At 40.6% G+C, this 13,895-nt stretch carries 12 protein-coding genes; 8 read left to right on the forward strand and 4 right to left on the reverse strand.

Annotation, left to right across the window (positions count from 1 at the left end; all coding sequences use genetic code 11):
* Positions 1-6: 6 nt before the first annotated feature.
* From RWS24_RS05895 to RWS24_RS05905, 3 genes are all read left to right on the forward strand, one after another.
* Complete coding sequence (locus RWS24_RS05895) at positions 7-1,038, forward strand: alpha-ketoacid dehydrogenase subunit beta (RefSeq protein WP_111675830.1); 1,032 nt, start codon at positions 7-9, stop codon at positions 1,036-1,038.
* Between the two features lie 13 nt (positions 1,039-1,051).
* Positions 1,052-2,311: a dihydrolipoamide acetyltransferase family protein gene (locus RWS24_RS05900; protein WP_314366099.1), complete on the forward strand. Its 1,260-nt coding sequence runs from the start codon at positions 1,052-1,054 to the stop codon at positions 2,309-2,311.
* 243 nt (positions 2,312-2,554) lie between these two features.
* Complete coding sequence (locus RWS24_RS05905) at positions 2,555-5,155, forward strand: PRD domain-containing protein (RefSeq protein ID WP_314366100.1); 2,601 nt, start codon at positions 2,555-2,557, stop codon at positions 5,153-5,155.
* Positions 5,156-5,265: 110 nt separating this feature from the next.
* On the opposite strand, the gene RWS24_RS05910 is transcribed toward RWS24_RS05905, so the two are convergent.
* The 3 genes from RWS24_RS05910 to RWS24_RS05920 form a co-directional block, all read right to left on the reverse strand.
* The gene (locus RWS24_RS05910) at positions 5,266-6,651 is read right to left on the reverse strand and encodes an MATE family efflux transporter (RefSeq protein WP_314366101.1); all 1,386 of its coding nucleotides are present in this window, start codon (positions 6,649-6,651) and stop codon (positions 5,266-5,268) included.
* Between the two features lie 115 nt (positions 6,652-6,766).
* On the reverse strand, positions 6,767-8,728 hold the full coding sequence (locus RWS24_RS05915) for a family 20 glycosylhydrolase (protein WP_314366102.1): 1,962 nt from the start codon (positions 8,726-8,728) through the stop codon (positions 6,767-6,769).
* A gap of 83 nt (positions 8,729-8,811) precedes the next feature.
* Positions 8,812-9,249 (reverse strand): DUF3284 domain-containing protein, encoded by a 438-nt coding sequence (locus tag RWS24_RS05920; RefSeq protein ID WP_125331080.1) that lies wholly within the window; start codon positions 9,247-9,249, stop codon positions 8,812-8,814.
* A 372-nt stretch (positions 9,250-9,621) separates the two neighbouring features.
* On the opposite strand from RWS24_RS05920, the gene RWS24_RS05925 reads away from it, so the two are divergent.
* From RWS24_RS05925 to RWS24_RS05940, 4 genes are read left to right on the forward strand one after another with little or no spacing between them, the layout of a single operon-like run.
* Positions 9,622-9,954: a PTS lactose/cellobiose transporter subunit IIA gene (locus RWS24_RS05925; protein ID WP_002895529.1), complete on the forward strand. Its 333-nt coding sequence runs from the start codon at positions 9,622-9,624 to the stop codon at positions 9,952-9,954.
* Positions 9,951-10,241, forward strand: coding sequence for a PTS sugar transporter subunit IIB (locus RWS24_RS05930; RefSeq protein ID WP_002909758.1), 291 nt, complete (start codon positions 9,951-9,953; stop codon positions 10,239-10,241). Before RWS24_RS05925 ends, RWS24_RS05930 begins: the two co-directional genes overlap by 4 nt.
* A 13-nt stretch (positions 10,242-10,254) precedes the next feature.
* Positions 10,255-11,562 (forward strand): PTS sugar transporter subunit IIC, encoded by a 1,308-nt coding sequence (locus RWS24_RS05935; protein WP_002915238.1) that lies wholly within the window; start codon positions 10,255-10,257, stop codon positions 11,560-11,562.
* Positions 11,559-12,965, forward strand: a complete 1,407-nt coding sequence (locus RWS24_RS05940) for a glycoside hydrolase family 1 protein (protein WP_314366103.1) — start codon at positions 11,559-11,561, stop codon at positions 12,963-12,965. The genes RWS24_RS05935 and RWS24_RS05940 overlap by 4 nt, the downstream gene beginning before the upstream one ends.
* A gap of 47 nt (positions 12,966-13,012) precedes the next feature.
* On the opposite strand, the gene RWS24_RS05945 is transcribed toward RWS24_RS05940, so the two are convergent.
* Complete coding sequence (locus RWS24_RS05945; protein WP_260468138.1) at positions 13,013-13,213, reverse strand: 4-oxalocrotonate tautomerase; 201 nt, start codon at positions 13,211-13,213, stop codon at positions 13,013-13,015.
* A gap of 105 nt (positions 13,214-13,318) precedes the next feature.
* On the opposite strand from RWS24_RS05945, the gene RWS24_RS05950 reads away from it, so the two are divergent.
* On the forward strand, positions 13,319-13,891 hold the full coding sequence (locus RWS24_RS05950) for a thymidine kinase (RefSeq protein ID WP_314366104.1): 573 nt from the start codon (positions 13,319-13,321) through the stop codon (positions 13,889-13,891).
* Positions 13,892-13,895: the final 4 nt, after the last annotated feature.

Here is a 13,895-nt window from a genome sequence, read left to right on the forward strand (position 1 = left end):
GATCAAATGGCTAGACAACTGTTATTTATGAAAGCAATCAATGAAGCGCTGGATCAGGCAATGGCAAAAGATGACACCGTAATCCTTCTGGGAGAAGATATTGCTGGCGGTGTAACAATCAAGCACTTGGAAGAAGAAAACGAAGATGCTTGGGGCGGTGTAATGGGTGTGACCAAGGGACTCATGCCAAAATACGGCCGAGAGCGGGTGATTGATACTCCGATTTCTGAGCACGGATACGTGTCAGCTTCTGTTGGAATGGCTCTGACTGGCTTGCGGCCAGTACCGGAGCTGATGTTCAATGACTTTATCGGTTTCTGCTTTGACGCCATTCTGGGGCAAGGCTCGAAAATGCGCTATATGTTTGGCGGTAAGGCCAAGGTTCCGATGACAATGCGGACCATGCATGGGGCAGGAGCTTCGGCTGCAGCTCAACACTCGGGTTCATATTACGGTCTCTTTGGATCTATTCCTGGTATAAAGGTAGTTGTTCCAGCAACTCCGTATGATGCTAAAGGGTTACTGCTGGCTTCCATTGAAGACGACAATATCGTGATTTATTCAGAAGATAAGACCCTCTATGGTATCAAGGGAGAGGTACCAGAAGAATATTATACAGTTCCAATTGGAAAGGCTGCTGTCCGCCGTGAAGGAACAGACCTCACTATCGTTACTATCGGTAAAATGCTTTATGTTGCTTATGAGGTAGCGGATCGCTTGGAAAAAGATGGTATTTCGGTTGAAGTGATTGACTTGAGAACGGTAGCCCCTTGGGATGAGGAGACTGTCTTTGAATCAGTCAAGAAAACTGGACGGCTGATTATCGTTGATGAATCAAACCCTCACAATAACACCGCGACGGATATTGCAGCAGCTGTGACAGACAAATGCTTTGACTATCTGGACGGTCCAGTGAAATGCGTCTGCGCGCCAAATGTGCCGGTACCATTTGCGGTGAATTTGGAACAGCTCTATATCCCTAATGCTGATAAGGTTCTGACTGTTGCTGCAGAATTGATTGACGATCTGAAGAGATAGAAGGGAGGCAAGTATGGCTACAGAAATTGTAATGCCTAAGCTAGGCTTAACAATGACCGAAGGTCTGATAAATAACTGGCTGGTCAAGGAAGGCGACACCGTAGCTGCTGGTCAGCCTGTCTTGGAAATCAGTTCTGAAAAATTGACCAGCGATGTAGAGGCGCCAATCGCAGGAGTGATTTTAAAAATTATCAGTCAGGCGGGCGATACTGTCCCTTGCAAGAAAGTAATTGCATGGATTGGTGAAGCGGGAGAATCTATTCTAGGTATGGAGACGGAAGAAGTTTCTGCGAATAAATCAGAAAGTGATAAGGGAGCAGTTGGTTCAGAGCCAGAGCTAGCTGAAAAAACTGTGGCAGCAAGTTCCAGCCCTGTTGGAAAAAATGAACAGGGACGTATTTTTATCACTCCGCTGGCCCGCAAGATTGCTAAGGAAAAAGGATATGATATTTCCATGATTTCAGGAACGGGAGGCAAGGGCCGCATTACCCGACGGGATGTGGAAAACTATAAACCAGAGGCGCTCCCAAACCAAACACCTGAAAATATCTCTGCGATCCTTCAGCCGGCTAGTCAGGCTGACTATGGCGCAGGATTGACAGGCATTCGCAAGACTATTGCGGAGCGGATGATGACCAGTCTCCAGACATCGGCTCAGGTGACCTTGCACCGTAAGGTGGATATCAGCAAGCTGATGACCTTTAGACAGGATATGAAAGATAAGGTGGCTTCTCCGCTAGAAAATGGCGAAATCAGCATCACGACTCTGCTGACAAAGGCAGTTGCCAAGGCATTGAAAGATCACCCTCAGCTCAACGCTTGGTATTTCAATGGCCAGTATCAGGAAGTAGAAGATATTCATATCGGTATTGCGACTGCGCTTAGTGATGGTCTGGTGGTGCCAGTCATTCGTCACGTGGATAAGCTAACGCTGGCTGACTTGGGCTTAGCTATCAAAACAGAGGCCAACCAAGCTCGTAAAGGAACTTTGGATCCAGCTCTTTACTCAGGTTCAACCTTCAGTATTACCAATCTCGGGGGAGCAGGGATTGAGTATTTCACTCCTATCCTAAATACACCAGAAGTGGCCATTTTAGGAGTTGGTGCCCTGCAAACGGCGCTGGCTCTTGACAGCCAAGGACAGGTCTATGAGCAGAAATTCCTGCCGCTCAGCCTGACTTTTGACCATCAAGTAGTAGATGGTCAGCCTGCAGCGGAGTTTCTAGCCAGTTTAGCGGACAAGTTGGAGTCTCCTTACGACTTGGTTTTCTGATAAAAGAATGAATAAAGAATTACATTCCTGAATGATAAAGAAAAAGGCCAGCTGTTTATATCACTCATTAACAGTTGGCCTTTATGTATTCTATCATTCTCTTGCTTCAAATTTATAATGTTTAGATAAGGAAATGACAGGATGATAGGGAGTAAGTTCTAAGGCTCTAAGTAGGTGGATAAAGCTGCAGTATAAGTTAAATTGAATGACGATAATGGGAGAAAAATATCAGTGAGGTAGAATATGAAGGTTGCCAAAACACTAGTCTTAGAATATCTAGAACAAGAATTACTAAAGAATAATAAGCAAGGTCTTGAAACGAAAGTAATTGCTGCTGCTTTAGGAATGCAACGCTCAAATGTGAGCACTATCTTGAATCAATTGGTAAAAGAAGGGATACTCGTTAAAGGAAATACACGGCCAGTTCAATACAAGTTAAAAGAGATATTTGTAGAAAATCCTTTGGATTTTCCAAGCATTATAGGTGAAAATGGCAGTTTGCGAACAGCCATCCAGTTAGCACAGGCAGCTATTTTATACCCAAATCATGCTCTTCCTGTACTCATTTTATCCGAGGTCGGTACTGGTAGAACTCACTTCGTTAATAAAATGATGGAGTTTGCCATTCAAAATCAAGCAATTAGTAAACCTCAGTTGTTTGAAAAAATTAACTGCTTAGACTATATTGATGTTTTGGATGATTTACTGAAGTTGTTATTTGGCTCAGAGGCGTCGAAGTCTGTATTTGAGAAAGTAGCAGAAGGAATTTTATTTATAGATAACATACAAGTTCTATCTTCGGCGGATCAAAATAGATTGATTTCCTGGCTGGATCACAGAGAAGGAGAACAAAAGAGACTTCAGAAGAAAGGTTTGGTAATTATCGGAAGTAGCGCTAAGCTATCTGAACATTTATCCAATAAACTTCCTGTTGTAATCCAGCTGCCTTCTTATCTGAATCGACCGATTAGTGAAAAGCTAGAGTTACTAAATTACTTTTTAGCTATCGAATCAAAGAATTCTGCGCATGATATTCAAGTACCGCGTGATGTCATTCATTCCTTCATCCTATCAGCGAATATTAGCAATATAAAAGAATTAGAATATGCAGTTCGAACTGCTTGTGCCAATGCTTTTGTAAGAAGTCTGAGGTCGGAGCTAAAAGATTTAACACTTAGTAATGACGATTTGCCCATTCCTTATCAAGGAATTCGTCATTTAGGTGGTCATAATGTAGTTAAAATCGATGAATTGATTGGCAAACGTAAGGTGCTAATTTATGATAAGGAGTTGGGATTGCTGGATTTTCCAGAACAAGAGTCGGATGATTTATATAACAAAATTAAATCAGAATATTCTCAGTTATCAGAAAGAGGCATTGAGCAGGATGATGTTTTTGAGGCAGTGAGAAACTATATTCAAAGCTATATTGAATACAAACCTTTTGTTAAGAAAGAAGATGAGTTGGAAAATCTTAATCAGCTTGAGACGATTGTTTCTGCTGAAGTAATCCAGTTGGTACAAGCCTTTGTTCTATCTGTTCAAAAAGAACTCAATATAGAGCTTAATTCGACGGCATATTACGGCATCAGCCTTCATGTCAATGCGATGCTTCAGCAGAAAGGGTCGTTAAACCGGCAGTTGGATAATGATGCTATTGTGAAAGTGATTCGGGATTATCCAATAGAGTATGCACAATGTTCTAAATTTGCCAGGCAACTAGAAACAAGATTTCAACTAGCTGTTCCAATAGATGAAATCGTCATCCTAACCATGTTTATTATTGAATCCGAAAAGAAACAAGATAGTCTACGACCTATCTTGCTCTACGTCCTGCACGGTAAAGGGGTTGCCAAGTCCTTGGCTGAGTCAACCAAGATGCTGACTAAAAATAGCCAAGTGTATGGCTTTGATATTCTATTAGAAGAATCTCTAGAGGAAAGCTATTGTAAATTAAAAGAGCAAATTGAGAAGCTAGACCAAGGTTTAGGGGTCATCGTCCTCTATGATATGGGATCGACTAAGGAAATGCTGGATAAAATTCGAGAAGAAACTCTGATTAAAATCAGAGAATTTGAAATTCCCATTACTATGATTGGCATGGGGATTGCACGGCGCTGTTTGATAGAAAATGATATTGACAGTGTCTTTCACGCTTTTCATATGGAAATGAATCAGCTTTATAAAAATCGGGACCAGGAAAAAATCATCATTACACTCTGTTATACCAGCGAAGGCGGTTCTCTTCAGCTCAAGCACTATCTTGATCAGTATTCAAAGCTGGGCTACCGTGTCATTGCTTTGTCAGTTGCTAATAAGGAAATGTTGATTGAGGAAGTGATGGCCTTAAGAAAGACCTATCAAATTCATGCTTTTGTTGGAACTTTCGATCCCCAAATTATGGGTATCCCTTTCATTTCCATTAAAGATGTTTTTGAGCAACCCCAGGAGCACCTAGATAAGTTATTGATGTTTGTACCGACCTCTATCAATAGCTACGATTATGAGAAAGTTTACCAATTTTTAGAAGAGCAATTTGTCTATACTTCCTTAGCTAAGATTAAAAAGATTCTTCCTGCTATTTTAGATGAATTTGATTTTTATTATCAGCTGACAGAGGAGCAAACAATAGGTTTGTTTGTTCATATTGCGTGTCTAGTGGAGCGAACCCTTTCAGGAGAATGCTTGAAGAAGAGTAGTAAAGAAATTGCTGGTGTTATCGAAAAATTCCCTGATGACTATAAGCACGTGAGGAAAATCATCCGAACGGTGGAGCGAAGCTTTAAGATTCTTGTAGATGACGCAGAGGTCAGTGTTTTAATTCAGATGCTGCGCAAATTATAAAATTGTAAGTTGGAGTCGCAAACTAATAAAAAGCACCTAACTCTCATTACCTTTTTAGTCGGGATTTACATTTCCGATTTCTGTGGTAATGTTGTGATTTAGATGCTTTTTTACATGTGCTCTTGCACAAGATTATGCAGCCATTTCCCTGAGAAGACACGAGGGATGCCCCAGATTGGCTTGAGAATGTCTTCGCCATTTATCACAAGAAAGATTAGCCAAATGGGAGCCTGCAGGCTAACTAGGACATAGCCAAGTGGAATGCTGAAGAGCCAAACAGGTAAAATATCTAGCAGGCAGGCATAGTTGGTATCGCCTCCGCTACGTAAAATCCCAACGATTAAAACAACACTAAAAGCTTTTGGGATAAACAACAGGGCATTTAATTGAATCATCAAGATGGTTAGTTGCTCTGTCTGATTACTTAAATTGTAGAGTTTCAGGGCTAAGGGCATGGCCCAGATGAGTAGGATGCTGACGATTAGCCCGATAAGAGGTAGTAGAAGTAAGAAGCGCTTGGCATCTTGTAAGGCTTTTTCTGCTTGATTCTCTCCTATGGTATTGCCTAGCATAACAGCTACGGCATTGCCTGCACCTCGTACAAAGACAAAACCAATTTGGGCAATGGCGCTAGCAATCTGGGTAGAGGCCACAACTTCAGTACCTAATAGTCCGATAATGGCCAAGCCAATCGATGTTCCGAGCGACCAAGCGCCTTCATTGAAGACGACTGGTAAGGTTTTTTTCAAAAATTGATAAACAAAGTCTTTATGAAAGGCAAAGAGTTCAGTTATGCTAGTTGCTCCAGCCATCCTTGTTCGATAGACACCAAATACTAACAAGCAAAGCTCCAGCAATCGAGCTATAAAGGTGGCAATAGCGGCACCAACCAGTCCAAGTTTAGGAAACCCAATCAGTCCAAAAATAAGGACGGCATTGCCAATGATATTGGTCGCCATGGATAGGAGACTTGCAAGAGTTGGTAAGAAAACTTCGTTACTACAGCGACACATGGTGGCCAAGGAGGTTGTGATAGCTGTCATCAGGTAGGTCCAGGAGACGATAGATAGGTACTGGGCACCCAACTGAATAGCTTCGGTATCATGGATATAAAAGCCAATCAGTTGCTTGGGAAAGAGTAAAGCGACTAAAGTAAAGGAAGCGGAGATGAGCCCGCTCAGCATATAGACTAATCCCAAGGTTTTTCTCATATCAGCAATTCGCTGGGCTCCCCAGTATTGGGCCATGAAGACAGAAGCTCCGCTACCGATACCAAACTGTACAATAGTCAAGAGAAAGAAAATCTGGTTGGCAGCACCAGCAGCTGCGATTTGTTTTTCCCCTAGCTGTCCAATCATGACAACATCAGCTAGATTGACAGCGCTGGCTAGTAGAAATTGAAGAGAAAACGGTAGACTGAGACGTAAGAATTGTTTCAGAAATGTTTTCTTTTCACTCACTCTCCCACCTCCTTTCGTTTCAAATAGGATAAGCAATCAGTATGTCTAGTAACCTGATATCTAGAAAGTTTCTGCTTTTTTTGAATTGGATGATTCTGATTCCTCATAAATTTCGCTATTTCTATCTGATAGCTTGAAATAAGCCTCAAGTTTAGTGATAATAGGCAATTTGATCAACAAAAATTTGACAATCTTTGTCAGCTTCTGTTTGAACCTCTACATTCTTCAATTCCTTTTCAGGATAAGGGTTTTGAATAGGAAATGCGAAGAAAGTTTGTTGCTCTTTTTGATAAGGTTTGGTGCTAAGCGAGACTTCAAATAATTGCTCATCTACCTTATAGATGGGTTCGCCAGGTAGAGGGTTGGTATTGGTAGTCCGATCCCAGTCAACACTTGTTTTGCCAATGTTTTCTCCAAAGATAATGGGAAGAGTAAACTCGGTTTGATCAGTATAGGTTAGTAGGATATTTCCGATTTGATAGGTTTCCATTTCAGGGAAGACACCGTCCACAAACCATTGGTATTCCACAAAATAGTCAGTAGCATAGCCGATTTCAATCCAGCTAGGATTCGCTAGTGTTTCAAGGCTGCGCGAGTGGTTTTGCAGGTCAGGATAGTGGTAATGGAAGAGATATGATAAGGTTTTATCACGGATTGTCGCATAGTCTTCATCACGATAGTCATGATTCCAAAACATCTCGTATGCATAGGCCAAGCCGAAGAAAATGACATTTCTCTGCAGGATTACCTCATTTAAGGTGCTCCAGTTGGAGATGATAGCTCCCTTGCTGCCCTTCTTCAAGTGCTCAGCCCAATGTGGAAAGAGATAGCCTTCAAAATTACCATAACGGATGTTAAAGCCTTCTTCCAAGACTTCATCTTCCAGTTTTTCATCCAAACTCCAGAGCCAATGGAGAATTTCGACATCTTTGGGAATCTGGTGAATGGCCTGCCAGGTTGCCGGCATAATGCCAACTTTTGTGCCTGTATCTTTTTTGAACTGAGGAGTGTACATGATGATTTCTGCTCCACCAAAAGGCCCTGCATCAGGAACGATAGCGTTCTTCAGTAACTTGTCTCCCCAAATCATGGTTCGGACATTTTTCTGCTTGAGGTGGTCATAAATCTTGATAATGTCCTCTGCAAAGATATCAGCTCCAGCCTTCCCTTTGCAACGCTCACACATGGCAATTGAATAGTATTCATCATGCCCGATATTGATGACTTCTGGTTCAAAGACCTCAATGATTTCATCCAGAACATCAAAGAGGAGTTCATAAGAGGCAGGATTTGATGGGCAGTAAGTGTCTGGATAAGGATCTTCAGGGATTTCTGCAATTTCTGGGTGGCCAAGCATCAAATAATCGCAGTGACCGAGGGATGGCACTTCAGGAATCACTTCAAAAAATCGTTCCTTACAGTAGAGGACCAGATTTTTCACATCATTTTGACTTAGAAACTCCCCATCACCATTTTCCATGTGAATGGCATTCTTGTACCAAGGGAAGGTATAGTCTTGGATTTCTTTGGTCTTGCCAGAGTATTCAGCCATATCAGCACAATATTTAATCCACTCTTGATTAATTTTAGGGTGTTTTTTATATTCCATAGCACCGCCGATTTCAATCATGAGGGTATTGTACTTGAAGAAAGCAAGCATATCCACAAATTGCTTGAAGAAATCCATATTCTTACGAGACGGTAAAAAGACCTTGAGGCCACGCTCGGAACAGACGGGTTCGTCGTAGGCCAAGCCATAAGGCAAGTAGCCATCCTGCAACATTTGGATAATTGAAATAGCCCCATAAAATAAGCCACGCTGGGATAAGGCATAAACGAAAATACCGTTTTGAGCAACCTTTACGATGTGCGCTTCAGGGTTGGATGGATAGGGAAGCGAAAAGGACTGCATGACCTCTTGTCCGACTTCTAAGGAAATCTCTTCTACGAAATGAATAGCAGGGAAAGCTAGTTGTCTATCATTTCTTGCTATTGGATAAGCCCGTAAAGTTTCGGTCAAAATAGGAAGAGGGCTGAATATTTGAGTTTCTTTAGTGAAATAGCGACCGCTGTTTTCTTGTTTCCAATATTGAGGTGTGATGCCTTGTTTCATGATCTACTCCTTGAACTATCTGAATATCTGCGAGTCATAAAAAATTTGGGCGCAGAAAAGAAGGTATGGATCGGATTTGCCTTTTACTGAGTTTTCGCTTTTCTAGCCTTCTCAATTTCCCCTTGAATCTTATAGAGATTTTCCGAAAGGCGACCAAAGTAGAGAAGCTCTCCCATCCACTTGATGAGCTTGCTTTTTGAATTTTTTGTTAATTTATTTTGTTCTTGTTCTAGCGTAACCTCAAGCCCTTTTGAGCAAGGCTTGGTCTTGTAGGAAGTAATCGTTTTTTCACTGTGGGACGAGATTTGAATGACGTAGGTTTCATGGCGACGATAGTCCAGAATCTCATAATCAGTCTTGGTATAGACATTGTCTGACAATTTTGAGTAACGAAGTCCTTTCTTTAACCTATCTATCTTTTTTGTTTGATTGTCAGTTTGATTGATTTGATTCAGAAACTCGCTTTCCAAGAAGTCATAAAATTCATCTGAAGTGACTTGGAGTTCTCTAATAATCTTCATAAATTAAGTATATAATAAGCTCTTGTGGAAAGTAACCCCCTGAGGAAAAAGAGACGGATTTTAATAAATTTTTATACTCTTTAGCTTTGTGTTATACATTATCATAAAAAACGATTAATTTTTATACACTAATTTTACGATAGGTTCTAAAATATATTAAAGGAATTACTTAAAAATAGCAAAGTACCAGAGGTAGAGCACGTAAGAAACTGCTGCTTTAAATTTTTTATAATAAATTGAGTATGAATGGCATTTGAAAATGGATACACTAAGCTAGAAAACTGTATATTAAGACAATATAAACGCTTTTGACAGTAGAATAGAGCTATAGTAAACTTTGGGTAAGAAGTCAAATTGAAAGGAGGAGTTTGTATGGAAGAATGGAATAGTTCAGCGGAGATTATTGCCATGTCCTTAATTGCCAATTCTGGTGCAGCCCGATCCTTAGCTTTTGAAGCACTTAAAAAAGCAAAACTAGCAGAATTTGATGCAGCTAAGGAATTAATGGATGAGGCAAATAGTGTAATTTTAAAGGCCCATCATTCCCAAACAGATTTATTGCAGGAAGAAGCACAAGGAAACGGTCATCAGTTGAGTATACTGCTTGTTCATGCACAAGATCATTTTATGACGAGTCTCTTGGCCATTGACCTTATCACTGAGATGATTGAGCTGTATTCCAATAGAGAAGGAGAAAGACAATGAAAATCTTATTAATATGTGCAGCTGGTATGTCCACGAGCATCCTGATGAAAAAAATGGAGCAATATGCAAATGACCAAGGTATTGACCTCGATATCAAAGCGGTCGGATTGATGGACTATCAAGATTATGCTCAGGACTATGACGTAATTTTATTAGGTCCTCAGGTTTCTTATAAACTTGATTCTGTCAAAGAGACAGTTTCAAAACCTGTTGCCACCATCCCAGCTATGGATTATGCAATGGGAGATTGTAAGAATATCTTTCAATTAATTAAAGCAATATCTTAAGGAGGTTTTTCTGATGGAAAAATTCTTTAACAGTAAATTCATGACCAAGCTCCAGGAAATTGGTTATAAACTGGCCAACAATGTGTTTATACAGTCTTTACAAGCTGGATTGGGCTCTCTCTTGGGATTGATTACCGTAGGTTCCTTATTTCAAGTCTTAGCTGCAATTGGAAATGAAACTGCTCTAGGTTGGTTCAAAACAGGGGATGCAGTGTATAATACATTGACCTTGCCTTTCCGTTATTCAATGGATTTTATTTCTATCTGGGTTGCTATCTTCTTTGCTTATCATTATGCTAAGAATTTGAAATTAAAATCCCCTATTATGGCAGCTGTTGATACAGCAGTTACTTTCATGCTTGTGGCAGGAGCTTTTGTTGATACTGAAGAATTCTCCGGCCTGCAATTAGACTACCTCGGCTCACAAGGTATGTTTATCAGCTTCTTTATTGTCTTTGTCGTCGTACAGATTGAAAAATTCTGTTATGAAAAAGATATTAAAATAAAGATGCCAGATGTTGTGCCGCAGTTCCTGCAAGATAGTTTCGGCTCTATTCTGCCGGTATTCTTCTCCATCACTCTCTTCCTCTTGCTGAATGTTGGAATTGGAGCCTTGACAGCAGGAGCTTATAATGTTCCGTCTGGTTTTATGGCTCTCTTGCGTGCACCGCTTGGCGCTGTATCATCTGTTCCAGGTATTGTGATGCTTTGTATGTTAGCGCTGATTCTTTGGTGCTTCGGTATTCATGGTACCCTCATCATTATTCCAATCATTTCTCCGCTTGGGATTCAAGCGGCAACAACCAATGCTGCTCTTCATGCGAACGGTCAGCCAATGCAATTCTTCCCAGTCTTACTCTACACTTCCATGGCCTTGGTTGGTGGTACAGGAAATACATGGGCCCTGGTCTTGATGGGCTTACGTTCAAAATCCAAACAAATTAGTGCCGTATCAAAGATTTCACTCATTCCTGGGTGGTTTGGTATCAACGAGCCAGTAACATTTGGTATGCCAATTATGTTCAACCCAATTCTTTGTATCCCTTATGTACTCAATGTGCCTATTATGATGATTTTGACTTATTTTGCTTACAAAACAGGCTTTATCATTCCAGCTTGGATTGTTGTCAGCGCTCAGTTGCCAATGGGCTTTAGTAACTATCTGACCACCCTTCGTTGGCAAAACTTTGTTTGGGACTATATCTTGATTTTACCAGCTATGTTAATCTACTATCCATTCTTCAAAAAATACGAAGAGCAATTGGTTAAGCAAGAAGCTGAAGCGGAAGCAATAGAAGCCAAAGGAGGTGCAGCAGCTTGATTGATGTAACAAAATTTTCTAGAGACTTTCTCTGGGGATCGGCTTCAGCAGCCTATCAAGTTGAAGGATCTTGGGATGAAGATGGTAAGAGTCTGTCTATCTGGGACACCTTTGTCCGCCAGCCTAATAGGACCTTTAAAAACACTACAGGCGATGTGGCAGTGGATCATTATCATCGCTACAAAGAAGATGTTAAACTGATGGCCGAAATGGGTCTGAAAGCTTATCGATTTTCTATTGCCTGGACCCGTATTTTACCTGAGGGACGAGGAGAGGTTAACCAGAAAGGTATTGAGTTTTATTCAAATCTGATTGATGAACTTCTCAAATATAATATCGAACCCATTATCACGATCTATCACTGGGATTTGCCTCAAGTACTGCAAGATGAGTATGGAGGCTGGGAATCCAGAAAGATAATCAATGATTTCCTGTATTATGTAGAGGTTCTCTTTGAAAACTTTGGAGATCGAGTAAAGTATTGGATAGGACTTAACGAGCAAAATGTCTTTGTTGGACTCGGCTACAGAGATGGCTATTTCCCACCAGGGATTAAAGACATCAAGCGAATGCATCAAGTCAATCACATTGTCAACTTGGCTAATGCGACGATTATCAAACGATTCCATGATTTAAAAATAAAAGGTCAAATCGGTCCAAGCTTTGCTTTTCCTGTCCTCTATGCTCTGGATAATCAGCCAGAAAATGTTCTAGCCATGGAGAAATCTTTGGATGTTAATGTTTGGTACTGGATGGATGCTTATCTATTGGGACGTTATCCAAAGACAGCCTTAGCTTATTTGAAAAATCAATTCGGTATAGAATTAGATATCCGAGAAGGAGATTTAGATATTTTAAAAGCAGGCCGTCCAGATTTCGTTGGTGTCAACTATTACCAATCTCATACTTTTGCTGCTAATGTTCCGAATGCTGAAGCTGGTGAGCCGGACCAGTTTAAGCATGTGCCAAATGAACACTTAGAGCGTACTAGCTGGGAGTGGGAAATAGATCCAATTGGTTTGCGAATTGCTTTACGGCGGATTACCAGTAGATATGACATCCCGATTATGATAACTGAAAATGGGCTAGGAGAGTATGATACCTTAACGGAAGATAGAAAGATACATGACCCATATCGGATTGAATATCTTGATAAGCATATTACAGCTGTACAAAACGCCATAGAAGATGGTTGCCAAGTCATCGGCTATTATACGTGGTCTTTCACAGATTTACTTTCATGGCTCAACGGCTATGGCAAGCGTTATGGATTTGTTTATGTAGACCGTGATGAGGAAGAAGGTGGTAGTCTAGAGCGGATTCGAAAAGATAGTTTTTACTGGTATCAAAAATTAATTAAAGAATTTGAGAGCAAAAGAGAAAACAGTAGAACCTATTCATAGAAAAAAGTCAGCAGTTTATAGGGATATAAACTGCTGACTTTTCTTTTTTATTTTTCTCGCATTTGACCTTGTGGGAAGTAGGTTCCTTCTGGCATGTCGTTAATGATGACATGGACAGCAGACTGAGGTGCGCCTGTATTTCTGATAACAGCTTCAGTTACTTCCTTGGCGAGAGCTTTTTTCTGCTCCAGAGTACGACCTTCAAATAAATCAATTCTAACAAATGGCATATTTTCTGCCTCCTTTATTTCTTTATCATTATTTTATCACAAATGAGGTTTTAAAGAGTAGTGAATTATGGTAAAATAATGTGAAGTAAAAATGGAGATAGTGAATTAGCAAAGATTTAAATTATGGCTCAGTTATACTACAAATATGGCACGATGAATTCGGGCAAGACCATTGAGATTTTAAAAGTCGCCCACAATTATGAAGAACAAGGCAAGAGCGTAGTTATCATGACCTCGGCTGTTGATACCCGAGACGGTTTTGGTGTCGTTTCTAGTCGTATCGGTATGAAGCGGAATGCTATAGCTATTGAAGACCAGACGGATATTTTTGGCTATATCCAGCAGTTGTCTGAAAAGCCTTATTGCGTTTTGATTGATGAGGCTCAGTTCTTGAAACGCCATCATGTCTATGATTTGGCTAGAGTGGTGGATGAGCTAGATGTTCCGGTGATGGCTTTTGGTCTGAAAAATGATTTTCGCAATGAACTCTTTGAAGGCTCCAAACACCTCTTGCTTTTAGCTGACAAGATTGAGGAGATTAAAACCATTTGCCAATATTGCTCTCGTAAGGCCACCATGGTTTTACGGACTGATAACGGAAAGCCGGTTTATGACGGAGAGCAGATTAAAATTGGCGGCCACGAGACCTATATCTCAGTCTGCCGCAAGCACTATTTTAACCCTGACATTAAATAATCTA

Source organism: uncultured Streptococcus sp., from assembly GCF_963528215.1.
GTDB lineage: Bacteria > Bacillota > Bacilli > Lactobacillales > Streptococcaceae > Streptococcus.